20 protein-coding genes are annotated in these 24,493 nt (G+C 60.4%); 8 read left to right on the top strand and 12 right to left on the bottom strand.

From position 1 onward, the window contains the following. Positions 1-110: 110 nt before the first annotated feature. Positions 111-347: a hypothetical protein gene (locus ADIAG_RS21295; protein ID WP_152426035.1), complete on the bottom strand. Its 237-nt coding sequence runs from the start codon at positions 345-347 to the stop codon at positions 111-113. A 313-nt stretch (positions 348-660) separates the two neighbouring features. Here ADIAG_RS21295 and ADIAG_RS03315 point away from each other — a divergent pair, with 313 nt between their 5' ends. After that, a complete protein-coding gene (locus tag ADIAG_RS03315; RefSeq protein ID WP_043473394.1) occupies positions 661-1,464 on the top strand; it encodes a DUF427 domain-containing protein in 804 nt (267 codons plus the stop codon). A 633-nt stretch (positions 1,465-2,097) separates the two neighbouring features. Further along, complete coding sequence (locus tag ADIAG_RS03305; protein WP_007269887.1) at positions 2,098-2,679, top strand: VanZ family protein; 582 nt, start codon at positions 2,098-2,100, stop codon at positions 2,677-2,679. Between the two features lie 849 nt (positions 2,680-3,528). Here ADIAG_RS03305 and ADIAG_RS03300 read toward each other — a convergent pair. Then, positions 3,529-3,744, bottom strand: a complete 216-nt coding sequence (locus ADIAG_RS03300) for a hypothetical protein (RefSeq protein ID WP_007269886.1) — start codon at positions 3,742-3,744, stop codon at positions 3,529-3,531. A 232-nt stretch (positions 3,745-3,976) separates the two neighbouring features. Here ADIAG_RS03300 and ADIAG_RS19885 point away from each other — a divergent pair, with 232 nt between their 5' ends. Then, the gene (locus ADIAG_RS19885) at positions 3,977-5,008 is read left to right on the top strand and encodes a hypothetical protein (protein WP_051059810.1); all 1,032 of its coding nucleotides are present in this window, start codon (positions 3,977-3,979) and stop codon (positions 5,006-5,008) included. On the opposite strand, the gene ADIAG_RS03290 is transcribed toward ADIAG_RS19885, so the two are convergent. Beyond that, complete coding sequence (locus ADIAG_RS03290; protein WP_235045819.1) at positions 4,983-6,491, bottom strand: chitinase; 1,509 nt, start codon at positions 6,489-6,491, stop codon at positions 4,983-4,985. The genes ADIAG_RS19885 and ADIAG_RS03290 overlap by 26 nt on opposite strands. 390 nt (positions 6,492-6,881) lie before the next feature. Between ADIAG_RS03290 and ADIAG_RS03285 the strand changes: the two genes are divergently transcribed. The 4 genes from ADIAG_RS03285 to ADIAG_RS03270 all read left to right on the top strand — a co-directional run bounded on the left by ADIAG_RS03285 (position 6,882) and on the right by ADIAG_RS03270 (position 12,160). Then, positions 6,882-9,158, top strand: coding sequence for a glycosyltransferase family 2 protein (locus ADIAG_RS03285; protein WP_043473223.1), 2,277 nt, complete (start codon positions 6,882-6,884; stop codon positions 9,156-9,158). Positions 9,159-9,160: 2 nt separating this feature from the next. Next, on the top strand, positions 9,161-9,622 hold the full coding sequence (locus ADIAG_RS03280; RefSeq protein WP_007269882.1) for an STAS domain-containing protein: 462 nt from the start codon (positions 9,161-9,163) through the stop codon (positions 9,620-9,622). Further along, positions 9,615-11,147, top strand: coding sequence for a putative bifunctional diguanylate cyclase/phosphodiesterase (locus tag ADIAG_RS03275; RefSeq protein ID WP_043473220.1), 1,533 nt, complete (start codon positions 9,615-9,617; stop codon positions 11,145-11,147). The genes ADIAG_RS03280 and ADIAG_RS03275 overlap by 8 nt, the downstream gene beginning before the upstream one ends. Positions 11,148-11,668: 521 nt before the next feature. Continuing rightward, positions 11,669-12,160 carry a VanZ family protein gene (locus tag ADIAG_RS03270; RefSeq protein ID WP_051059809.1) on the top strand — a complete coding sequence of 164 codons (492 nt, stop codon included), beginning with the start codon at positions 11,669-11,671 and terminating at the stop codon, positions 12,158-12,160. 651 nt (positions 12,161-12,811) lie between these two features. Here the strand turns inward: ADIAG_RS03270 and guaB are convergent. The 5 genes from guaB to ADIAG_RS03245 form a co-directional block, all read right to left on the bottom strand. Then, positions 12,812-14,317: an IMP dehydrogenase gene (guaB, locus tag ADIAG_RS03265; protein ID WP_007269879.1), complete on the bottom strand. Its 1,506-nt coding sequence runs from the start codon at positions 14,315-14,317 to the stop codon at positions 12,812-12,814. Between the two features lie 139 nt (positions 14,318-14,456). Continuing rightward, the gene (locus ADIAG_RS03260; RefSeq protein WP_007269878.1) at positions 14,457-16,559 is read right to left on the bottom strand and encodes an acyltransferase family protein; all 2,103 of its coding nucleotides are present in this window, start codon (positions 16,557-16,559) and stop codon (positions 14,457-14,459) included. Between the two features lie 235 nt (positions 16,560-16,794). Next, a complete protein-coding gene (gene groL / locus ADIAG_RS03255; protein WP_007269877.1) occupies positions 16,795-18,408 on the bottom strand; it encodes a chaperonin GroEL in 1,614 nt (537 codons plus the stop codon). A gap of 60 nt (positions 18,409-18,468) precedes the next feature. Continuing rightward, entirely contained in the window at positions 18,469-18,765 is a 297-nt protein-coding gene (gene groES / locus ADIAG_RS03250; protein ID WP_007269876.1) for a co-chaperone GroES, read from the bottom strand. A 178-nt stretch (positions 18,766-18,943) separates the two neighbouring features. Then, entirely contained in the window at positions 18,944-19,147 is a 204-nt protein-coding gene (locus ADIAG_RS03245) for a carbon storage regulator (protein ID WP_235045818.1), read from the bottom strand. A 693-nt stretch (positions 19,148-19,840) separates the two neighbouring features. Here ADIAG_RS03245 and ADIAG_RS03240 point away from each other — a divergent pair. Further along, positions 19,841-20,131, top strand: coding sequence for a hypothetical protein (locus tag ADIAG_RS03240; RefSeq protein WP_152426034.1), 291 nt, complete (start codon positions 19,841-19,843; stop codon positions 20,129-20,131). A 578-nt stretch (positions 20,132-20,709) separates the two neighbouring features. On the opposite strand, the gene ADIAG_RS21290 is transcribed toward ADIAG_RS03240, so the two are convergent. The 4 genes from ADIAG_RS21290 to ADIAG_RS03230 all read right to left on the bottom strand — a co-directional run bounded on the left by ADIAG_RS21290 (position 20,710) and on the right by ADIAG_RS03230 (position 24,167). Then, positions 20,710-21,723 (bottom strand): DUF2971 domain-containing protein, encoded by a 1,014-nt coding sequence (locus ADIAG_RS21290; protein ID WP_007269873.1) that lies wholly within the window; start codon positions 21,721-21,723, stop codon positions 20,710-20,712. A gap of 67 nt (positions 21,724-21,790) precedes the next feature. Next, positions 21,791-22,567 (bottom strand): ISAs1 family transposase, encoded by a 777-nt coding sequence (locus ADIAG_RS03235; protein ID WP_152426033.1) that lies wholly within the window; start codon positions 22,565-22,567, stop codon positions 21,791-21,793. A gap of 47 nt (positions 22,568-22,614) precedes the next feature. Continuing rightward, positions 22,615-22,932: a transposase family protein gene (locus ADIAG_RS19880; protein ID WP_007269871.1), complete on the bottom strand. Its 318-nt coding sequence runs from the start codon at positions 22,930-22,932 to the stop codon at positions 22,615-22,617. A 362-nt stretch (positions 22,933-23,294) separates the two neighbouring features. Next, complete coding sequence (locus tag ADIAG_RS03230) at positions 23,295-24,167, bottom strand: hypothetical protein (protein WP_152426032.1); 873 nt, start codon at positions 24,165-24,167, stop codon at positions 23,295-23,297. Positions 24,168-24,493: the final 326 nt, after the last annotated feature.

Genomic DNA, 24,493 nt, shown 5'->3' with positions numbered 1-24,493 from the left:
GACTTCATGGGCATGGCCCTTGAGGAGTACCTGCGTTCCGTGGACACCGAATGGGGCAACCAGCTTGGTCTCGGCGCCCTTGCCAAGCATTGGCGCGACCGTCGCCGCATCTACGAACTCACGCTGGCACGGGCTGGTGGGTCGATGTCGAGCACCCCGACTCCGTTGCCGCGATCCGCGCCGGAATCGGTGCGCAGCTGCACGAGGAACGTGGCCTTACGCAGCTCACCCTGGGTGTCCTGCACGGAGAAGACCGCGCAGCGACGGCCATGGTGTCCGCCTGGATCCGTAAGCAGGTCCTGGAAGATGGGAGCCTGCCGCTGGGGATCCGGTTCAATAGCAAGCACGGGGGCGGGCATTGCTGGGCGTACTGGCTGCGCCGCAGGGATGATGGTTTGGAGGGCGAGGAGATGTCCTCGAACGACGGCGCTCCCATCCACCTCCATAACCCGGCCCTGGAGACCGTGTCCCGGCGCTTCGGCATCAAGGTCTGGTGAACCGCTCCTTGAGTCTATGGATTCGCTGGGAGAGATGAGAGGGTTCCCTGCCGCGGCTTGAGGAACGCAAACCTGTAGGGACGGAACTCAGAGTTTCTCGAACGTGTTCCTGACCGGCATTCCGGACCTTGACCGCCGAGTTCGGCGCGCGCATACTGGCGCCGTGGCCACCCAAATTTCCCTACTTTTGAACCAGTCGCTCTCCTCCCTGCGGTACGAGCCGACGCCCAAACGCGTGCGGGCATACCTCGACGGCACCCCTGTGCTGGACTCAACACGCGCGCTGCTCGTCTGGGAGCCGGGGCGCATCGTGCCCATCTACGCCGTGCCAGAGGCAGACCTGTTGGCGAACCTCTCGGTCTCCGGTGCCGCCCGCCTCCCGAAGCCGGAAGCGGGGAGGAAGGTACTGACACCCGATGACGACTTTGCGCTGCACACCGCCGCGGGCACGGCGCTGGATATCGAGGTGTCCGGTCACACGGTCCCGGCTGCGGCCTACCGGCCTGACGATGCGGAGCTTTCGGGCGTCGTGCTTGTCGATTTCCGTGCCTTCGATTGGTTCGAAGAGGATGTGCCCATCGATTCGCATCCGCGCGATCCCTTCCACCGGGTCGACATCATGGCATCGACCAGGCATATTCGCGTGGAGCTCGAGGGCATGCATCTGGCCGACTCGGCCCACCCGATGATGCTCTTCGAAACGCACCTGCCGGCGCGCTACTACCTTCCGCGCCAGGACGTGGCGTGGGATGCCCTGGTGGCCACCGAGCGCACCAGCAAGTGCCCCTACAAGGGCACGGCCAGCTACTGGGCACCGGCCAGTGGCGGCGGGGAGGTGGCCTGGTGCTACCGCGAGCCGCTGCCCGAATCGGCCGCGATCGCCGGGCTGGTTTGCTTCTACGACGAACGCACGGATTTCATCATTGACGGACAACGCCAGGCACACCCGCAGACCCCGTTCAGCTAGCGGCGCGCGCTACGGCCACACCGCTGGATCGTTCGGTGGGCATTCTCCCCCTGTTGCATGTTCCCCCGAGATTTCCGGGCGGGTCCCAACGCCCCTTTCCCTGGGTGGAGGCACCCCGATGCCCCGGCCCTTCACCGGGCCGTCCGTCGCCTAGGACTTGGATGCCGTGAAGGTCTCCCCGGCTTCCGGCATCAGGACCTGGTGATTTGCGGCCAGCCCCTTGCCTTGCATGCTTCGGGTCGGGAATAGCTTCGATGGCCAAGGGGCACCATCCGGAGGGCCAGGATTCGGTCGATGATGGTTGTCTCGCGGTCACCGTCGGCGTCGTCGGCAGGACCGCGAAGTTTCTCGGCTGCATCGTTGCCGCGGCGTGCCGGGAATGGGGTCGCGGGCAACACCCAACCCGGCACCGGCCATACGGCGGGCTGGGTTTGGCGTTGCCCTGGATGGACTCCCCCGTGCCGGCTACGTTTGTCGCAGCATTCATGTTGCATCTGGCATGGGCCGCATAGGGGCTAAGAGATTCGATACCAGCGCTCCTTGTATGCTGTGTCCTGCCGTAGAATGACCATGGCGCCGCGCCACTCTTTTTCGGCCGCGCCGCAACTTGGTTCCCCACCCCGACTGAGCGAAATGTCCAAACAACCTCTCCGCTTCACCGTGATCGTTGCCGTTGCCTACCTCTTGGTCTTGGCGACGATTGCTTTTTGGCCGACCCCCGTGGATCGTCCGGTCAGCGGTAGCTTGGGCAACGTCATCGGGTGGCTGCATGCACATGGCATGCCCTCGTTCATCGGTTACGACAACATCGAATTCGGCGCGAACATCCTGCTTTTCACGCCTTTCGGTTACATCGCGGCCGCGTGGACCGGGAAGTGGTGGCACGCATTGTCCACGGGCTTCGCTGCGTCGTGCATCATCGAGCACGGCCAGGCGCTCATACTGCCGAATAGGGTCGCCTCGCTCCTGGACATCCTGGCCAACACCATGGGTGCGGTCCTCGGCGCGCTCATCCTTACACTGGTGAACGCCACGCACAGGCGACACCAACGGCTGTCGGGCTCCGGCAACCGACCTGGGACAGGTGCTCAACCCGATCGCGAAAGCACCGTACACACCCACTCCTCGTCGGTTCGCGCCCTTCGAGGACATCGGTGCCGGGACATCGCACCCCAGGTGTGTTCCATGGACCAACGTGATGACGACCGGCACTAATGGCCCCCGCTTCAGTGTCACTGACATGTGCACGGAAATTCGGTGGCAGTCTGCCCGAGCGGGTTGGCATAGATCCTGCAACAACCCGCGACGACGCAAGTGCGCGCACTGCCTTTTCATTGAGTATTTGCATTCCGGCACGGTGAGTGGTCCCCCACGACCCGAGCGCGCCTTCATCCGTCGTCCAACCATCGTCGTCGGGCCCCTACTCGAAGAGTCGTCCAAAGCGGAGGTTCTCGGCGGATCTCTGGCTCATGTCGGGCTGAGGTGGTCGAGATGGCGGAGGCAGCTTGCTCGGACGCGCTGCTTTGCGGGACATGCCCGATGGCCTCAAGCCGAACCAAGGTGCTGTCGGGGAGGGCCGCTTCCAGATATGTCCCTACATGCTCCGGGTGACGACATCGTCGGAGCTTTGGACCACCAGGACCGGAACTCCGACGTCGGGCGGCAGCCTGGAACTAGCCGCGTTGACACTACCGGCCGTTTTGGATTGCCGGGAAGATCATTGGCACCACCCGACGCAAGAAGATGATGGCCGCCCAAGTGGCACCCGAACCATCCTTGTTCTTCCTCCTTCATGGAGTCTTCACCCGGCCGCGCCAGCACTGGAGTCACGGGCACCTCGCGGCATAGCTACGGCATGCCGCAGAGCCCGTTCGAGACGACAGAACAGGCATTTCGGCAGTGGAACCCGGCGCACCGAGCGGCGACACGGCCGCCACCGTCACGTCCCAAAAACGCAAGGACCGCTGATTCCAGGAGAATCGCGGAATCAGCGGTCCTCCGGCGTCTCATGAAGAAATCAGAGCTAACCGAAGTAGCATCGGCCTTGACCGAAGCGTGTGGAACCTACAGCGGCCAGTTGTTGTTTCCCGCGATGGTGCTGATGCCGCCCGCCGGCGACACTTCGCGCAAGGGCCAGTTGTTGTTTCCGCCCAAGGGCTTGACGATGCCAACGCTCTGCGCCGAATTGCTGTCGGGCTGCACAATGTCGGAGGCTCCGCCAACGACCACTGCACCGGCAAGAAGCATTGCGGCAAGGGCCGAACCCAGGATCTTCTTCATGTATTCTCCATCTCAATCGGTATTCGGGCGAGTGATCGGGGCGGTGCCCGTAATGCCCGCACCCTCAAACAGGTCGGCAACCCCAAGGGCCTATTATACGTCTCACTTGCACTTATGAGAGATGGATTCACCAGCAAAATTTTGGTGTCGCCTGTTATCTCGTCCGTTCCACGACTCCCGGAGAAAGGAAGCGGTGGAAGCGCCCGGGGCCACATGGAGCATAATTGAGGTCATGCCCCACCGTTCACTTCAATTCCTCGCCGCCAAAGCGGAAGCACACCACCGCAGTATCCGCAACGCAGGGGATCAGCAGCAGGTGTTGGAAGCAGCCGCGGAGTGTGCCCGCCTCTACGGGGCACTGGGTGATCAAGCCAAGGAATCCGACTTCCTTTACGACATGGGAAAAAGCCAGATCCTGACCGGTGCGTATGCCGTCGCGTTTCAAACCGCCGAAACAATCCTCGACTTCCCCCGAATGCAAGGCGACCTGTTGTTCAAGGTCCAGGTCTTGATCCTGCGTGCAGCTGCCCTGCGAAACCAGTCTCGGCACGACGAAGCAGTGGACACCGCACGCACGGCCCTGGCCGTTATGGAAACCATCCAGGACAGCCATCACGCCCGCGCCGAGGCCTACCAAGGAATAATTGCGTGCTTGGTCGAGGCGGACAAGACCGACGAGGCCTGGGCCATCCACCACCCTTTGTCCCGCACCTTGGAACATGTTGAGGACACCTTGGTGGCCGGGCAGGGTTTTTGGACGTTGGGCAATCTCGCCTTTGCGAAAGGCCATGTGACCGACGGCTTTTCCTATCATCAGCGGGCGGCCGACAAATTACAGCAAATCAACGACATACATATGTGGGCGCGGTTCAACAATGCGAGCGCCGATGTGCAGTTGCAGGCCGGCGTTGCCAACCAGAGCACCGACGACTGTATTCTGCGTGCCCGGCTGGCCTACGACATCATCGGAGGCAACGCAGTGGAGCTCCTGGGACTGGCCGGAACCCGGGCACGATGGCATGTGGCCAACGGCGATCTCGAGCAGGCTTCCTCCTTGTTGGAAAAGGCGCTGGTTGATGCCGATGCCGGTGGTGCGCCGGAGGATGCCTCGGTGCACCTGTTGTGGTCACAGGTCCTCGACGCTTTGGGGCGTACCGAAGCGGCTGAACGGGAACGCGACCACGCCACCCGTATTAAAAAGACAGTGGAAGGCGCGACTTACGCGTTGCCGGCTCGGCTTACGACGTCTTCTTGGTCTCCTTGAGGATGTTCTTGACCTGCTCGTTGCTTAGGCGAGACCACGGTGAATCGACGGCGCCTTGCACCGCGGCGTCGGGATTCTGCGACTCGTTCCACCACTTGGCCTCAAAAATCCGGCCGTCGAACACGATCCGATCGCCCTTCTCATAGACCTTTCCGCCCGTCCAGGCCGGATACGTTCCTGCCGGCACCTTGACCGGCTCCTCGGGCTTGTCGCCGGGAAGCACCGGGCCGATCAGCTTCCAAGCCGCCGCGCGCACATCGCTGACCGGAAGATCCGGGGATTCTCCCTGAGTCCACCACTTTGCTTCGTAAACGTTGCCGCGCCATACGATACGCTCCGACTTCGGGTATGCAGCTTCGGCGTTCCATACCGGGTAAGGGCTCTTCGCGGGGTCATCGACGATGGCCGTCTCCACGGGGGCCTCAACTGGTGAGGGGTTTGCCTTCGCCGGGACGCCGGAGGAGTCCAGGTCGGCCGCGAGCAGGCTGGCGAAAGCACCGTCTTCCTGACTGGTTCCGCTGCAGTTGTTCGATACCCGTTGCAGATCCGGGAAGTTGGGCCCGCAGTCCACATCCCTGTTCGCCGACCACATCGAGATCCGGCCTACGCCAGTGGTCACGGCAAAATCCTTCAAGGCCTTGGCATCATCCAACGTGAACACCTCGCCCATCAGGTCATTCTGGCCGATCATGGGAGTGAGACCGATCTTCGTCCACAGTGTCTGGTCCCCCATCTCTCGTCCCAACTGGCCGTACAGCGCCTTGAGCTGCGCGTGGGCGCTGCGTGCCCCCTGCTCCGACGCCGCTGCCATGCTGTCGCCCGCGGCGCGCGTAGCCCCGAAGTTCATCGTCATCAGGTTCACTCCCGCCAGGTCCACACCGCCTTCAAGGAGCCGCTTGACTTCGCCCAGGCCGGACTCGGTCAGACCCCTGGTATCGACAGGAAGGGTAACCCAGACTTCCAAGGGCTTCCCTGCATCCTTGGCACGGGTTTGAAGAGCAGCCACCGCAGAGGCACGCCGCAGGGAAGCTGCAGAATCCTCAAGGTCGTTTCCTTCGACATCCAGATCGAGCGTGGTGGAATCGTATCGTTGAAGGAACGACTCATATCCGGCAATGATCTTCTGTTCGTCGGTGCAGGCGGTGGAGAGTTCGTCGTTATTCAGCCCGCCGGAAGAAATGACGATCTCCCCGCCTTGTTCTCGCACGCGAGCCACTTTGCGATCCAGGTCGAACGTCTCGTTGGCACTGTCCATGGAGTAGTAGCCGCCCCATGAATTCACGCATGCGTCCTTGGGATCCGCCACGGCGAACCCCAGGACCACTCTTTGCCCTTGCGCGACATTTTCCGCAATTGGATAGAACGGCGTCGAAGTCGCGTCCACATAGGAGCCATACCAGCGCCCCGTGTCGGCAGCTGTAGCCGAATCGCGGTTCGTATTCCACAGGTACATTCCGCCCCCCACTAATCCGGCGATCACCACAGCAACAATGAAGACGCGGATCAGTGAAAGGCGCCTGCCGCCGGTCAAGTTAGACACATTAAACTCAATTCTTAATCAGTTTCCGCCCCCTGCCAACACATCCCACAGCAAGACACAATATAGATTTTAAACTACCATAAAAATAAATAGAAATAATTAATATATAGATTCATTTACATAATAAACTTGCGTGAATCTTAGGCAAAACTTGAGCAAACCTTGAGTGCAACTTTCGATTTCACAATACTGATCACGCAAGGATCATACGCTAGGATCAGGATCACAAGTGCATTGGGGGCAATCAGACCGCCTAGCGCGCACGTTGACTTGCTGGGGAGCAGAACAGTCTTGAATAAAACTGATAGTGACGGCCGGGTCGGGAACCTGGAAATGCGGAAGCGGCAATGGGGAGCTGAGAAGCGATCCGAACCACTATCGATAGTTCACCCGATTCCTTCGCGCCGAAAAATGGCATGGGGACGCATTGCGATTGTGACAACCATCCTGGCTTGGGTTGGCTACGTGATCAGCACGATCATGCGACAACTGGCAGACAATCCGGATGCCGGCTTCCGGTTCCGTTTCGAGGCCGCCATGTATCTTGCCGTGGTCACCTTGCTGACCTTCTCTGCGTTGATGTACCTCATCGCCAGGCAGGGAGCGCTTCTGCGCTTTTCCCAGCACCGCCGTGTGCCCCGCGGCGAGCTGGACCGGCACTTCCGTTCCTATGACAAGTCGATCACGACGTTGGTCCCCAGCTATGCCGAGGAACCGTCAGTGGTCAGAAAGACGCTCTGGTCAGTCGCCTTGCAGGAATTCACGAACCTGCATGTGGTTTTGCTCGTGGACGACAATCCCTACCCCCAAGATCCCGAGGTCCTGGCAAAACTACAGGAAACCCGCGATCTGGCCTCGAATATCCAAAGAGACTTGGAGCCTGCCCTCAACGCTGCCCAGGCCTCGCACACCCTCTTCAGCCAACAACGCGAGGCCGGAGCTTCGTCCCCGCAAATGCTGGCCACCACGATCGTTGCCTATGAGGCGGCCGCGACCTGGCTCGAGGACATGGCTGCCAACGAAAAGGTCGAGGACCATGTAGACGAGTTCTTCGTCGATTCGGTCATCATGGGCCTGGCACGTGAGCTGCGCCTGACGTTGTTGGCGCTTAAAGCGGCCGCCGCACAAAACGATTCACCGGACAGCTACCGGCTCGAAGAATTTCATCTGCGGTTGGTGCGCATTTTCTCCGTACAGATGCACACGTTTGAACGCAAGAAATACGCGAACCTCTCCCAAGAAGTGAACAAAGCCATGAACCTCAACGCCTACATCTCCCTCATGGGTCAAAAGTGGCTGGTTGAGCAGCGGGGGGACATCGAGGTCCTGCGTGCCCTGGATCCAGCGCAAAAAACCGCAGAAGCGGTCAAGATCCTGGATATCCCGGACTCCGAATACCTGCTCACGTTGGACGCCGACTCATTGTTGCTGCGTGACTATTGCCTGCGCCTGGTCTACTTTCTCGAATCCGAGGAGAACTCCCGCGTGGCCGTGACCCAAACCCCCTATTCTTCCTTCCGCGGCGCGCCCACCCGCATCGAACGCCTTGCCGGTGCCACCACGGATATCCAGCACATCCTGCACCAAGGAAAGACCCATTACAACGCCACCTTCTGGGTCGGGGCAAATGCTGTCATCCGCAAACAGGCTTTGCTGGATATTAGCCAAACCGCCACCGTCGGCGGTTACGAAATCCAAACCTACATCCAGGATCGCACCGTCATCGAGGACACCGAGTCGAGTATCGACCTCGGAACCTTCGGCTGGACCTTGTCCAACTACCCCGAGCGACTCAGCTACAGTGCGACTCCCCCCGATTTTGGTTCCCTAGTGGTTCAGCGTCGCCGGTGGGCCAACGGCGGGCTGTTGATCCTTCCTAAGTTTGGCCGGCAGATCAATGAACGCAAACGCCGCAATGAGCGCATTGGATTGCGTGAGGTGCTACTGCGGGTCAACTACATGTCATCGATTGCTTGGGCCAGCGTTGGCTTGATCTTCCTCTTGGCCTACCCCTATGACGGTCGGCTGCTCAGCCCACTGATCTTTGCGGCGGCACTGCCCTACTTCATCGCCATGGGCAGCGACCTGCGCGACAGCGGTCATCGGTTTAGCGACATCTTCCGCATCTACGGATTCAACCTGATTCTCCTGCCGGTGAACATGGCAGGTGTCCTCAAGTCGATGGAACAGGCATTTACCGGGGACAAGATTCCTTTTGTCAGGACACCCAAGGTCCGCAACCGAACCGCCTCGCCGGGACTTTATGTGGTCATCCCCTATCTGATCGTCATCTTCTCGCTCTTCACCATGTGGCGTGATTTCCAGGACAGCAACTGGGGCAATGTTGCATTTGCCGCCTTGAACTCCGTGCTGGCCCTCTACGCCATTCGTGCATACATTGGTTTCAAGAACTCGATCGTCGATATGGCTCTTGGTGTCGTCAACTGGCTCTTCATCGCGCCCAAAAAAGCCAAAACGGCCAAGGTCCCCTACCCTGTGGCTACACCGGAGAACACCGATTGGTCGACCTTGCTGTACCAGGGCGACCGCCGACTAGATCGAGACCTACGTGGAAAAGACGATCGCCGCAAACGAATCGGAGTCAAGTAACCATGGAGACCGTCCCCTCCCTCGACGTCGGCACTGGAACCATGAACGGGTCCATAGTCCTTGCCCCGGTGACCCCCTCCGCCGAACCTCACGTGGTTTGGACCCAGGAATCCGAGCACGCGGAACTCACGTTCCACACCAACGAATTGCTCGAGATCAGTTTCAAGCCCCACACCGAACTCACTGTCCCCACGGTCACGGGGCTGCTGGCTACTGCCAACACCCGACTCGAACACAGGATCAAGTACCTGCTGATCGACATCTGCGGCTTGGACAGGGTTGATGCAGAAGTTTCCCGCATCTTCAATTCCGTGACGGGGGGCATCCGCATCGCCTTGCTGGGCGCCGGGCCTACCGACCGCGTCCTGGCCCGGTTCTTCGCACGCAAGATCGATCCACTGCGTCGACACACCTACACCGAGAGGCGACAGGACGCCTTGGCATTCCTGCTGGCAGATGCCTAACTCCGGGCCCTCGATGCCGGATGAACCCCGCATTCCACAAATCGTCGATGCCATCCTCAGGATCGCAGACATGGACTTCGACACGGTGCTTCACCCCAGCAACAAGCGCGACGAAATCGATGCCATCATCATGGGGATCAATGCCATGGCTTCCGAACTGGAGACGACGTATTCCACCCTGGATTGTCGAGTGGCCGAACGCACCCGGCAGCTTGAGGCGGCCCACGACCAAATGGCCCTGCTGGCCTACACCGACCCGTTGACCCAGCTGGCCAATCGCTCGGCCTTGATGAGTGAGATCGAGAAATCACTGGCAGCCAGCCGGGCCGGTGATCCCGCCCCGATCTTGCTGCTGCTGGACCTGGACGCATTCAAGAGCATCAACGACACCTACGGCCATGCGGTGGGCGACAAGGTGCTGTGCCAGCTGGCCGACAGGCTGCGCAGTTGTGTGCGCACCGAGGACATCGTGGCGCGCCTGGGCGGCGACGAATTTGCGGTCTTGGTGCGCCTGCCCGAATACAGCGCGACCACTGTGGGTCGGCGCATCGTTGAAGCCATGAATACGGATATGGTCGTCGAGAACATCCATCTGACTCCCGGCGCGAGCCTCGGCATAGCCAAGGCCACCGAAAGCCACTCCCCCGACAGCTTGGTGCTGGAAGCGGACACGGCCATGTATGTGGCCAAGCGCTCGAGCGTCGAAAAGGTGGTCGAGTTCGAGCCCTTCATGCTTTTTGAGCGGCGCGAAAAGGCCGACATGCTGGCGGACCTGAGGCAGGCCCTGGGCGCCGGGCAGTTCTTCCCCGCCTACCAGGCAGTGATCTGCCTGGAGGATGAGTCGATCATCGGTGCCGAGGCCCTGGTGAGATGGCAGCGCACCGGCCACGGCTTGGTGCGGCCAGACCAATTCCTGCCCACTGCCGAAGAATCAGGCATGATCGGGGAGCTGACCGAATACCTGCTGGACCGGGTTTTGGAGGACGTGAAGATGTGGCGCACCGCCGGACTCGTCACCAACGCCTTCAAGGTCCATCTCAACGTCACCTCGCGTGAACTTCATGACTTGCGTTTTGCCGACGCCGTGCTCGCGGCGTTGCGCCACCACGATTTGCCGGCCAGCGTCCTGTGCCTGGAAATCACCGAAAACCGCTTGATGTCCGGGGACAACCTGCACCGCTATACGCTGCTGGCCCTGCAGAAAATGGGCGTCGAGGTCTTCATCGACGACTTCGGCACCGGATACTCCTCCATCAGCTACCTGCGGCAGTTGCCCGTCGCCGGAGCCAAGATCGATAAGTCACTGGTTGATGGCATTGCCGGAGACTCGACCCAGGAATCGTTTCTTCGCGCCATCTCGGACCTGATTGCTGCCTGTAATCTCAAGTGCATCGTTGAGGGCGTGGAGACCGCCGGGCAATCGGCGAAGCTCAAAGCCATGGGTTTCACCACGGTACAGGGATTCTACTACGCACATCCGGTGGACTCCGCCGGATTCTCGGAGCTGTTGATTCAAGGCCTATAGGCTAGTGCCACATTCCGCTTCTCGGGTGGACACTGCCCGGCAGGCACCAACGATGGGTTGGTCATGGCATTGGCTCCGTCCGCATCTCCCCCGTTGCGGAGGAACACGGCAGGGGCCTCGCTCGTGATGGTGCCTTGCGCGAACGGTGTTAGGTGCCACAACGGTCATCATGAAGCCATGCCGGTGCAATTGCTTCAGCCCAAGGGTGGCGCCTCTGCCTGCGTGGAACATGGTTTGGTGCTTTCCGCGGACCAGCCGGCATGCCAGCACGGCGAGCGGTCCATGCTACGAGAACTGGCCCTCCATGGCTGACGTTCCGACTATCAACAGTTGGGGCGGAAGACACTAAAGCTGAAAGGGCACGACACCGAGCCCAGGTGGCCTGATTCTTAGCGCTTTAATGGCCGACTTAAAGTTGACGAAACCGGGGTTCCACCCTCTGGCGTAAACTGGGCCGTGGGCCGCACCATCCCGGCGGCATGGGGCCCGCTTCCAACACCCGTCACGAGTATTCGAGCCTGATGACCAAACCCCATGTCCGTGTCGCCGTAGGCGTTGCCGCACTCTACCTCGCGGCGCTGATGGCCATCGCCTTTTGGCCGACGCCGGTGGACCGCCCGATGAGCGGAAACCTCACCACCGTCATCACGTGGCTCCAGACCCACGGCATGCCGGGGTTCATCGGATACAACACGATCGAGTTTGCCGCGAATATCGTCCTGTTCATGCCGTTGGGATACCTCGCCGGGGTCTGGAGCAGGACATGGTGGCTTCCCGTGGCAGTAGGCCTTGGTGCCTCGGTGCTCATCGAGCTCGGCCAGGCAATCTTTTTGCCCGAACGGTTCTCATCGGTGTTCGACGTGGTGGCAAACACCCTTGGCGCCGGAGCCGGAGCCGGTCTTTTCCTGCTGCTGGGAAAGTGGGATCAGCACCGCGATGCCCCGCCGGGAGCGCCGTCATCCGGCACCGCGCCGGCAGAGTATGTGCGCAGCAACCCACCGCCCTTGCCGTAGACGGTCATCGTGTCATCGGGAGGGTTCGAATCCTTGGGATCAGGCGGTGCGCCGAGCGAACAAGTAGTGGCTCTTCAGCTCGGCGAGGGTGCGCCCGCTGGCAGGGATCCTCCGGGCAAGGTCAAGTCGCTGGCCCGATGGGGTCCACTGTTGCGACCAGCCGCATCACGGAACCCGGGACCCGCTGACAGCTACTGGCGCCGTCCTGAGGATGATCCCAGGGACAAGCAAGGCCTGATAACAGTAAATCTGGTGTTCCGGATGACAAACACTCTGCACCGTCAGGCGGAGGCAGAAAGCATCAATCTGAAAAAGGCAGGAGCCCGCGATAACTCAGCAGGCTCCTGCCCGAAGCACGCGCAGCTTGGGGTCTGCGGCGTAACTCCTAGGGAAGAGACCGGCACTTGGGGGTAGCCGGTTTCCTCCGATCGTGATGCCGTACTTGGGGGTAACAGCACCAACCACGTAAGCCTACCTATTGCATTGGAAGTTAAGCCAATCGAGGGGAATCCATCATCCATCGATGGTTTGTAGCCGATTATTCGACCCACCGAAGGGGTATAGTCCGCGTCCTCACCAGAGGGCCCAAAGGCCCCGCCCGGTACCTTCCGCAAGCGGGGCACGGCCGGGGCCTTGGGTCACGAGGAAGTCTTAACGCGAACGGTAGTTCGGGGCCTCGACGGTCATCATGATGTCGTGCGGGTGCGATTCCTTCAGGCCCGCGGCGGTGATGCGCACGAACTTACCGCGGTTCTTCAGCTCGGGGATGGTGGGTCCGCCGACGTAGAACATGGTCTGGCGCAGGCCACCGACCAGCTGGTGTGCCACCGCGGAGAGCGGGCCGCGGTACGGGACCTGGCCCTCGATACCCTCGGGGATCAGCTTCTCGTTGGTGGGAACATCGGACTGGAAGTAGCGGTCCTTGGAGTAGGAGGTGTTCTTGCCTCGGGTCTCCATGGCACCGATCGAGCCCATGCCACGGTAGGCCTTGAACTGCTTGCCGTTCATGAACACCAGGTCGCCCGGGGACTCGGCGGTGCCGGCCAGCAGGGAACCGAGCATGACCGAGTCGGCACCGGCTACCAGTGCCTTGCCGATGTCACCGGAGTGCTGCAGGCCGCCGTCGGCGATGACCGGCACGCCGGCCGGAATCGCTGCCTTGGCTGCCTCGTAGATGGCGGTGACCTGTGGAACACCGACACCTGCGACGATGCGGGTGGTGCAGATCGAGCCCGGGCCCACGCCGACCTTGATGGCGTCGGCGCCGGCATCAATCAGCGCCTGGGCACCTTCACGGGTTGCGGCCTGGCCGCCGATGACATCCACATGTGCCGCTGCGGGATCCTTCTTCAGCCGGGAGATCATGTCCAGCACACCCTTGGTGTGCCCGTTGGCGGTGTCGACCACCAGCACGTCGACCCCTGCCTCGATCAGTTTCATGGCGCGGTCATAGCCCTCGCCGAAGAAGCCGATGGCCGCACCGACGCGCAGCCGGCCCTCGTCGTCCTTGGTGGCTAGCGGGTACTGCTCGGCCTTGTCGAAGTCCTTGACGGTAATCAGGCCCTGGAGCAGGCCCTCATCGTCAACCAGCGGAAGCTTCTCGATACGGTGCTTGCCCAGCAGGTTGATGACCTCCGCGCGGGAGACCCCAACCTTGGCGGTGATCAATGGCATCGCCGTCATGACCTCGTAGACCTTGGTGGTCACATAGGTCTCGCGGGGCACGAAGCGGGTGTCGCGGTTGGTGATGATGCCCAGCAACTTGCGGTTCTCATCGACCACCGGCAGTCCCGAGACGCGGTAGTGCGCGCACAAATCATCCCAGTCGGCCAGCGAGGCACCGGGGTGCACCGTCACCGGGTTGGTGATCATGCCCGATTCGCTGCGCTTAACCTGATCAACCTGATCGACCTGATCGTCGATCGACAGGTTGCGGTGGATGATGCCCAGGCCGCCCTGACGAGCCAGTGCGATGGCCATCGGGGCTTCGGTCACGGTATCCATCGCGGCGGAAAGCAGCGGGATATTGATGTTAATCCGCTTGGTCAGGCGCGTGGTCGTATCTGCTTCGGAGGGGATCACATCTGTGGGGCCCGGAAGCAGCAGGACGTCGTCGTAGGTGAGGCCTTCAAAGGCAAAGGGATTGAATTCAGTCACGGGGGACCTTTCACGCCGGTGCGGGGATTGGTTACATCCTAGAACGGTTCGGGGCCAAGCGACATTCCCGCGTGGACGGTGTGTCCAACGCAACGTTTGCTACGCGCCTGCCAGCCGAGTCCAACACGGGGTTCAGAAGTCAGTTGGCCGGGTCGAGGGCGGCGAGAAATCGCTTTTCAAAGACCGCTGCGGTGGTCCGGACATAGGTGCTGGTGAGGTGGGAACGGTCCATGTAGATCAGCACATTGCCGATGCCGGGGCTGCAGGTTTCATCCGGGCAAAGCTGGTCGGTCATGTCCATGGTGGAGAAATTCTCCCCCAGTTCCCCGCTGGCCACCAAGGCATCCAGCGGAGATGTCTCGGCCATCAATGTGGAAACCGGGATACTGCATTGCTCGGACTCGGCACCGAAGCGATCGACGCAATCGGGCACCGGGGTGGTGAAGCGTGGGGTGTCGCGCAGTGCCACCACCGGGATCCCGGCCTCGAGCAGGGGCTTGATCCCCGCCTGGTAGTCGGGCACCACATGCTCCTGCTCGCCGGGGCTCCGGCCCTCATCGTCTTCGCCCAGGACGGTGAAGGTACCGACGGTGAGCACCGCATCGGGGTCGTGTTCCACCACGTACTGGCCCGCTGCCTGGTTGAAGTCTCCGCAGGCATCGCCGCGGGTCGGGGAGGGACCGCCGAACCGGCAGGACGGCTTGGTCAGCAGGATCCAGTTCCAGCCCTGCTTTTGCGCCATGAGGTCCACCGCCCCGCTCCAGTGTTGGGAATGCGAGTCACCCACCAGCATGATGGTCTTTTCGGCGTCAGGGTCCCCGCCCTGCTGGCAGTGTTCGATTTCCGGGGCACTCGGAGCCCAAGACCCCGAGCAGTCGTCCCCGTAGTTAGACCATTCATCTTCCAGCTTGCTGGTCAACGGAATCATCAGGGCGTCGGCGCTTGGTTCGGCGGTGAACCCGGGACGAAGTATTTGGGCACCGGGATTATCGGATTCCGATTGGGCGGCGGCCCGACCTTCCTCCGCGGCTACTTGGTGTTCCCAGCCGCCCAGCGGGATCAGAACCACCGAGAGCAGCACGGCGATGCTGAGCCCCACCCGGCGGCGCTTGGCCGAGAGCCACTGCCAGGAACGCATCGGGGATTCGACGATGCGGGTGGTGGCCCAGGCCAGCAGCAGCGAGACGGCCATGAGGCCCAGGCCTGCGCCGAAGGAGATTTCCTCTCCACCGGTTTCCACCAGGAAGAAGATCATCACCGGCCAGTGCCAGAGATACAGCGCGTAGGAGATGTCCCCGAGCTTGACCAGCGGGGCCAGCGCGAGCACCCGCTGCACGCCGAAGGCGTTCTGCGGGGCCATGAGGATGAATGCCGCGGCCAGCGTCGGCCACAGCGCGAGGTATCCGGGGAATTCGTGTTCGACCTGCAGCAGCATGCCGCAGCTGACGATTGCGGCCAGGCCCACCCAGCCCAGCGGCACACTCAGTGCCGCGGGCAGCCGGGCCAATAGCGGAAGATACACCGCGATCAGTGATCCCAGTGCGAACTCCCACAGCCTGGCACCGGTGTCGAAATAGGCCCATTCCTGGGCGGTGGCAGTGATATGGATCGAGTAGGCCAGCGAGGAGATAAATACCGCACCGAAGAGCGCACCCATCACACCGCGGTAGTTCACTGCGGGGAAGCGGGTGACCAGAGCCTTGGTCAGCACCAGACCCGCGGCCAGCAGCAGCGGCCAAAGAATGAAGATCTGGCCTTGGATGGACAGTGACCAGAAGTGTTGCAGCGGGCTCGCAGTGGTGTGGTCCGCAGCGTAGTAGTTCACCGAGTCCGCGGCGAGCTGCCAGTTTTGTCGGTAGAAAAGGCTCGCGGTGATCTGCTCCATGATGGAGCTCCACCGGGCCTTGGGCAGCAGGGCCACGCTGGCACCGATCACGGCAACCAGCACCAGCACCGCGGCGGGCAGCAACCTGCGAAAGACCGTGAGCCAGTAGGTCACCAGCGCCAGCGGCTTCCCTGCCTCAACCTTGCGGATGAATCCGCCGGTCAGGAAGAACGCCGAGAGCATTAAAAAGACATCCACGCCGCCAGAAACCCGGCCGAACCAGACGTGGTAGACCATCACCAAGACGACCGCCAACGCTCGCAGGCCCTGAAGTTCGGGCCTGAAGTTCGATGGGGGCTTAGTCTTCGGCGAGTGGTTCCGCCCCGCCAAAACGGGCGCAGAGGTGGACTGAGACATCTATATATCCTGAAAACGTTGCTACGAGTGTAGGCCCGGATCATCGGGCCTAGCACCCCAGCCTAGCAAAGGGCGTTATTATTTCGTTACAACAGCGTTCCGGCAGTCGCTATTGCTGGAGCGGCCCGGGGCAAACGAAGGGCGCCGCCGGTCTCCGGGCCCAGGCCCCCAAGAGGGGTCCTGGACCAAGATTCCGACGGCGCCATCCGTGGTGAAGCTACCGCATGACTCGTGCCTAGTGGCCGTGTCCTGCGTGTGCCCCTGATTCCTCGGCCGGCTTTTCGGCGACCAGGGTCTCGGTGGTCAGCACCAGGGCAGCGATCGATGAAGCGTTACGCAGCGCCGCGCGGGTGACCTTGACCGGGTCAATGACACCGGCGTCGATCAGGTTCTCGTACACACCGGTCAGGGCGTTGAAGCCCTCGTTGGCCGGCGATTCGGAAACCTTGGCGGTGACGACGTAGCCGTCGAAGCCGGCATTCTGGGCGATCCAGCGCAACGGCTGGACCAGTGCCCGGCGGGCAATGCCGACACCGGCAAGGGCGTCGCCGGTCAGGGCGAGCACGCTCTCATCGGTATCCAGCACGGCAAGGGCATCAACCAATGCGGTACCGCCGCCTGCAACAATTCCCTCTTCGAGGGCTGCACGGGTGGAGGAGACTGCATCTTCGATGCGTGCCTTGCGTTCCTTCAGCTCGACCTCGGTGGCTGCGCCGACCTTGATCACGCCGATGCCGCCGGAGAGCTTGGCGAGACGCTCGGAGAGCTTCTCACGGTCCCATTCGGAATCGGTGCGGGTCAGTTCGGCCTTCAGCTGCGAGACGCGGTCTGCAACATCCTCTGCCGTGCCTGCACCGTCAACGATGGTGGTCGAGTCCTTGGTGATGGTGATGCGGCGAGCCGATCCCAACACCTCGAGGCCAACCTGGTCCAACTGCAGACCCAGGTCAGGGGAAACAACCTGCGCACCGGTGAGGATCGCGATGTCCTGCAGCATCGCCTTGCGGCGGTCACCGAAGCCCGGGGCCTTGACGGCCACGGCGTTCAGCGTGCCACGGATCTTGTTCACGACCAGGGTGGAGAGGGCTTCGCCCTCGGTGTCCTCGGAAACGATGAACAGCGGCTTGCCTGCTGCAAGGACCTTTTCCAACAGCGGCAGGAACTCGGCCACAGTGGAGATCTTGCCGGAGTTGACCAAGATCAGTGCGTCTTCCAGGACTGCTTCCTGGCGCTCCAGATCGGTGACGAACTGCGGGGAGAGGTAGCCCTTGTCGAACTGCATGCCCTCGGTGACAACCAACTCGGTGGCGGTCGTCGAGGACTCTTCGATGGTGATGACACCGTCGGTTCCCACGGTTTCGAAGGCCTGGGCCAACAGCTCGCCAATTTCTTCGTCCTGTGCGGAAATGGCTGCCACGTTGGCGACCTGCTTGCCGGCAACCGGTACGGCGTTCTCGGCCAAGCGTGCGGCGACCGCCTCAACGGCGACCTCGATGCCACGCTTGATTTCGCCCGGTGCGGCACCCGCGGCAACATTGCGCAGGCCTTCCTTGACGAAGGCCTGGGCCAATACGGTGGCGGTGGTGGTTCCGTCGCCTGCCACGTCGTTGGTCTTGGTGGCTACTTCCTTGGCCAGCTGCGCGCCAAGGTTTTCGTAGGGATCTTCCAGTTCGACTTCACGGGCAATGGTGACACCGTCGTTGGTGATCGTCGGTGCGCCCCAAGCCTTGGACAGGACGACGTTGCGGCCACGCGGGCCGAGGGTCACCTTGACGGTGTTTGCGAGCTTGTCGATACCCGCTTCGAGGGCGCGTCGGGCCTCTTCGTTGAAAGCTAGCTGCTTTGCCATGTCTTGCTCCTTATAAGCTGCATAAAGCCCCGGCCAGGGGCCGGGGCTTTATGAGGAAAACTACTTTACGACGATGGCCAGGACGTCGCGTGCGGAGAGTACCAGGTACTCTTCGCCGCCGACCTTGACTTCGGTTCCGCCGTACTTGGAGTAGATGACGACGTCGCCTTCGGCTACGTCGACCGGGACACGGTTTCCGTTGTCATCGACACGACCGGGGCCAATGGCCACGACCTTGCCTTCCTGCGGCTTTTCCTTCGCGGAATCGGGGATGACCAGACCGGAAGCAGTGGTGGTTTCTGCTTCGAGCGGCTGGACGACAATGCGGTCCTCGAGAGGCTTAATGGAGACGGACATCGTCTCTCCTTTGCGTGAGTGCCAATGGTTTACGGGCCGTTTGGGTGATACCAACCGTCGTCGCGGTGCCAGCTGGTGTACCTCAGGCTTCCGACGCCTGCTGAAATCAACAAGCGCCACCACTGACTTTAGGCAACCATTAGCACTCGGTCAAGGCGAGTGCTAATTGCGTCGCTTTTTAAGCGCTCGGCGCACCAAGAGCGGAAGCGGCCGGCAAAAGGACATGCAGCACGGCCTCGGCGGATTCGTTAGCGGCGGCCGTTGCCTGCTGGTTTGCCCCGGTCACCGCTGCCAATGTCTCGGCCCGCTGGCCCTTGATGCCGCGGGGTTTGAATCCAATCCTGAGCGAATCGCCCTTGACATCGAGGATAGTCAGCACCATATCCTCGCGAACAAGGACCTATTCCTTCCCTTTTCCGATTTTCCGAGTAAGTACCAGCACCGCACGATCATGACCGTCACCCGGCGTCAACACCGCTTTGGGCTCGCGCCACAGTTAAGGTGGGGGCAGGTGCGTACGGAGTTACCCACCACGGGTCCAGCCACTTTCGAGCGATCATCATCTGCAAGGAACAGCGCCGGGATTGCAAGCCCTCCCCGAGCAGAAGAGTTGGAAACAGATGCTCCCTCACCAAATTCGATAACAAGACCCTCCCTCCCTGCCCTGCGTATGTGGGTTCGACCAAGGGCCAACATCAACCCGACCGACGCTTCAATGCCCAAGAATCCCGCAGGTTACTTCTACGCACAGCATGGAGCCACGCTCAAACTACTCACACAGAGTCCCTTCACTTTCCCCTTTCATACTTGCCTGTGGTTACCGTGTGGCCGGCCCAGGCTGACAATGGCAGGCTGTTGGTCGCTTGAGCGGTCGCCTCGATTGGCCGGCTACGCGATCGCAGGACAGGGAGTTTCGAGCCGGCGTGGGTTTGCGAACGTGGGGTGGCCATCCAGATTACCGTGTCCGCTAGGCTCACCACAGGTAGCCCCTACGATGCGAGGGGCTCAAGCTAAAGGTGTCGGCGCATCCGGTCTCCGCGTGGCGCCAGATGCCTACCAGTCGTTGGAGACAAGATTGCCTTTGGGACAGGTGCTGCCCGGCCAGCAGGTTCTGGATCTGGAGATGAAAGGCTTCACCCATATCCTGCGCATGGCAGCCTATAACACCGCGGTGGCCCTTGCACGGGAGGTCCGGCTCAGCACCGGATATCGGGCGGCAAAAAATGAAACCCACAACCTGGTCCGCCAGGTCCTCACCCAGCCCGGCGACATTGACCCGAGCGTTCCGGGGCATCTCACGATCACCTTGGATCCGATGCCGACCATGCGGGAAACCAAGGCGTGGCCGAACTTTGCTGGAGCCTGACCGGCACCGAAACCCGGTATCCGGGCACCGACCTGGTCCTACGATTCGGCATCAAGGAACGGCTCTAAGCCGACACGAATTCACTCGACTCAAGCGACCATACCCAGAGTCCTGGTACAAGCGCGCTGACTTTGAAGCACACAACTTGTTGAGGCAGGTCTTCACGCAATTCTGGCGACATCGACCGCACCCAGCCGGGCTTCCTGCGCATCATGCGGGATCTGATGACGACCAGTCGGGAAATCATCGCGGGGTCCAAACGTTGCCAGAGCCTCGCCGCGACCCACACCCGACACCCAGAGACTCGCGCACCGGCCCCATCCTGTAATTCATTATCAAAGAGCAACATTGAGTTGCCGCTAATTAACGCCACTCAAACACCAGTCAGGACCCCTGAACCCGCCGCCGTTGGACCTCCCCCGGACGGATCAGAGTCCTGAATGACCTGGCGAATCCACGAAACCATCGCAGAACAACAGCCGGCAGGCCGGCACCGCACCCGCTCGCAAAAAATCAAACCGCCTCCGACCGCCAAGATCAAACTGCGGCCACAGGCGGAACGGTGAATACAGGCTAACTCATTCTCTAAAAGGTGTTTCCGAGACGCTTACTTTAACATCTTGGTAGCCATTTGACTTCAGCAGCGCTTCAAGACTTCGTCGTGAGGATTGCTGGTCTTCCACAGGAGTAGGTGACATACGAATTTCTCTAATTGGGAGCTTATATGGATTCTGAACGACCTTATTCTCACCCATATTCTTCACTCCGGTTAATACGATGTATGGAATCATTCCCCATCGTCCTGAACGAAATTTAAGAAGAGGCGTATCTGCCGAAGCAACGATGCGCACTTCATTCTCATCTTGAAAGCCATGGTGCTTTATGCGATTACGGAGCTTTTCAGTAGTGTCGTATGCCGCGTCATAGAGATGGCCTGCGTCGATATCCGATTCAAACGCCCGATGCCCGGTTAGGGCATCTGCCAAGTACTTAATTGCATTCTCGGCTAGATTCTTCGACTTGTCCTGATCATACACAACGGGGAACCAACCTGATACGTCCGGATAAATATCCTCGCCCCACCATTTGTCTAGGGCCCACGGCGAAAACCGCGCCACATAATCTCTTGCAGACTTATCTCCTGTTGAAGGATCCAAAATGCAAAGTTCGGCAGACGGCTCCAATCCAATTGCGAACGACTGGCTGCCAGTGCCGGCATATCCTCTCCACATTGAGAGCGAATCCCCGTTGCGGGACGCGCTTAGGAGGAACCGCTCATTACTCTGTCCATAAAATGTGTGTTCTTCAGCCCAATGGCCGGATTCCCCCAGTTCCCATGGGAGTTCCAAACCGTGCTTCTTCTTAGCAGAGACGAGATACTTATCTGCAAGTTGCCTTTCTTCACGGTCGTTCATGAATGCGGTGCTACTCGCCCATAGCTCGTGTTTACCAAGAACATTCCCCAACGCGTGACCGTTGGTATAATGCCAAATCAGCCCTTCGTTGGGCTTCCAATCGTCATCACCTTCCGGCGTCCAAGTCTCGTCAAGGTAGCTATTCTCAATTTTTTTGTTGTCATCCTGAGTGTCCATTAAATTAATGTATCCCAGCCCGGGAGTTTGGGCATGCGTGGGTGCCCCCAGGGCTTCTGCAAAGTCGTCAGCGTGAGCTGAATTTGATCATGTCGAGGATCTTGCCCGGGTGGTTCCGCAGGTGCAGGGTGACCTTGGCGAGGTTCTTGTGGCCCAGGCATTTAAGTATGGTGATGGCGATGTTCCGCAGGATGGCCCTCACCCGTGGCGTCTCGCCGTTGCGCGCCTGGTGGTTGTCCTCTTGGAAGAGGACGTCCCGCCTCCAGTGGAGACTGTTCTCAATTACCCAGTGGACGCGAACCCAGCTTGCCAGCTGGGCTGAACTCGCCTGGTAGGCCGGCAGCGAGGTGACCGCGTAGACGGTTTCAAGATGCCACTTCTTGCTGCCTACGGGGCTGGATTTCCGGGTGATCTGCATGGCCTGGAGCGCGTGGGGGAACTTGATGCAAGGGCTGAGGGTGGCGCATTTGATGGTGCGGATGATCTGACGGCCGTTGGCTTTGGCGCTGCTGCGATCTCCGGTTAGAACCTGCTCCCAAGGCGTCTCGGAAAGCTGTTTCAACAGCGTGGGTTGATTCGCGTTCACGGTGAAAATGTAGTGTGCCCCGCGTCCTGCAAGGTAGTGGGCGTGGCAGGTCTGAGTGTGCAGGGCGTCGGCTGTGACCACCACATCTGTCAGGGACCGAAAATGGTCCATGAGTACCGGGAACTGCGCGATCTCGTTGCTTTTCTCACCGACCGCTACCTGAGCCAGCACCGCGTGGGTGTCCTGGTCGATCGCCGAGAGTAGGTGGACGCGGCTTCCCTTGCCGTTCTTGGCGCCGCGCATTTTCTTCCCGTCCACCGCGATGGCTGCCGGTCAGCCGAGGCCTTGCGCCCAGTCGGCGACCATTAGTCGAAGGCGTCCGAATCAAGCTGCTCGAAGACCCGTGCCAAGATGGTGGCATGCGGTGCGCCGATCCCGCAGGAAGCGAGCTCGGTCCGTGCGGTGTCTGCGGCCCACTCAGCCATTTCCACCAGGGTCCTCGCCCCGGCGAACACAGAGCACAGCATGATGAGGACCAGGTGGGCGAATTGGTAACGCACCCCTCGTCTGGCCCGGGGATCCGGCAGCTGCGCCAATGCCGCCAGCACGCGAGAAGGATCCACAAGGATCGGCTCGCCGGCGGAAAATTGGTCAACAAGGGCTTGCAGATGGGAAGATTGCACGAAGGAACTCCTGTTGAAACATGTGGGCTGATATTCACATGCTTAACAGGAGCTCCTGTCCTTTAAAAGCTGCTGCCTGATTCACCGCTTGGGTCTCACATATTAAGACGGGCGGGCCCATCCGCGACTTTGCAGACGCCCTGGTTCCGGGGCAGATCTCTAACGACTCTTCAGGCGAAAGCACGAGTGGCCATAGGTTCGGTTCGGTAGATCGTAGGTTGAGTCATGCCTTTCATGATGGCCCACTGGAATCTTGGATTGTGGCATCTGGCATGTGGGAAACCGTGTTGCCTTTATACTAATCGCTGTTTCTGGGGCCTTCGTTGTGTTCACTTCCGTCATTGCGATGACGTTAGGCAGTCCTAGAACTGCAACCTGAGATCCCTGCTAATCCACTGTCCCACTTCCCGGCGAATGGAGTTCTCGATGTCGTAGCCGTCGAACTCCTTGTAGAGCCGGTGGACAACGTCCGATGGAATCTTCGGGAGTCTCTTTTCCTTGAGTAGGAGAGTTCGTTTCCCCCGGCCCATGAGGTATCCCAGCTCTAGCGAGACGTTCGGGTTAAAATCACGGAGCTCGATGTCTTCAAAGACTGCAATTCCGTACTGGCATCCGGTTAGATAGACCTCGATATTGGACCACAGTTCCCCTGTGTAGTCACGGTCGTCGGCCCTGACTGCGTTCATTCCATGTTCTGCGAGACCAGCAACAATTGCATCGTGGATCTGCTTCATCTGCGGAGTGTCGCTGAATCGCATCATAATGAAGACGTTTCGGCTGGGCTCTGGGTGATCCTCAAGGAATCTCATAAGATCATTCTCTAGGTGACGAACGTGCCCGATGTCGCCGAGCTTCCCTAGTGCGTTCAACGTTTCAATCTCCTTTGTGTGAACAGTAGCTGCCGCTTCAATCTTTTCGGAGCGTCTAGGATCATTGGGTAAGGGCAGAGTGACTACAGCACTGACCTCCCAGCCAAGTTGGTTCTTGAGGAGCTCGACCATCGCAACTGGTGCGAACCGTTGGCTAGACTCGTCCAGCCAACTAAGTTGAGACACCCCAGATGCTGGGCTAAATCCCGCTAATACCTTTTCTCTGTCTCGAAGGACAACTAAGGAAAATGGCCTGTATACAGGTGAAGTGTGAGGCTGAAGTCCGAGATATCTGAGCTGTAGGGCAATGACATCTCCGAACTCGTCTAGAAGGGCTCGCATCTCCTGCTGGCCTGCCTCATCCATGTTTCCGCCGTTTGAGCTAACTACTGGCCAACTGATTCCCACTGACTTCCTCCGGACCTCGAAATGATTCTGTCTCTCAAACCCTACTGATCTCTTATGACATTGTCGGGTCAGGACCCTCATTTGGGCTACCGTGTTTACTCGCCTCATTTTCGTTCCTGAAAGCGGGCGCTACACGCGTGCCTATACCCGTGGTTCCGGGGCAAATCCCTATTGTAACTTCAGAACAGGATTTCCATTCCGCACCTGCCGGATCCACGCACGCCGTATGACCCGACACCTCGTGGTGCCTTGCCCACCAGGTGTGCCGCTGGCAGTAGCCGGCG

The organism is Paeniglutamicibacter gangotriensis Lz1y (genome assembly GCF_000348945.1).
GTDB classification, from domain to species: domain Bacteria; phylum Actinomycetota; class Actinomycetes; order Actinomycetales; family Micrococcaceae; genus Paeniglutamicibacter; species Paeniglutamicibacter gangotriensis.
This window is presented reverse-complemented; position numbering and strand designations above follow the sequence as displayed.